This window comes from Acinetobacter sp. WC-743 (assembly GCF_000335555.1).
Lineage (GTDB): Bacteria > Pseudomonadota > Gammaproteobacteria > Pseudomonadales > Moraxellaceae > Acinetobacter > Acinetobacter bereziniae.
In genome coordinates this window covers 1-313 of the sequence record NZ_AMFQ01000092.1, presented here as the reverse complement: position 1 = coordinate 313, position 313 = coordinate 1, and the positions used below count along the sequence as shown (strand labels likewise).

At 46.0% G+C, this 313-nt stretch carries 1 pseudogene; it reads left to right on the top strand.

Annotation, left to right across the window (positions count from 1 at the left end):
• Window positions 1-3: 3 nt before the first annotated feature.
• A pseudogene (locus ACINWC743_RS13075) lies at window positions 4-313 on the top strand (acetyl-CoA C-acyltransferase); the annotation flags it as partial.

Sequence of the window (313 nt, the reverse complement as noted above, 5' to 3'; positions counted from 1 at the left end):
GACATGTATGGTGTAGAAACCATGCCACAAACGGCTGAAAATGTGGCTGAGCAATTCAACATCAACCGTGCTGATCAAGATCAGTTTGCATTGAACAGCCAGCAACGTACAGCAGCAGCACAGGCACAGGGCTTTTTTAAACAAGAAATTGTTGCTGTGACCATTCCTCAGCGTAAAGGTGATGCTTTGTGGTGGATCAAGATGAGCACCCACGAGCGTCAACCACATTGCAAGCCTTGCAAAAATTAAAAGGTGTGGTGAAAGCAGAAGGTACGGTAACTGCGGGTAATGCTTCAGGAATTAATGATGGTGC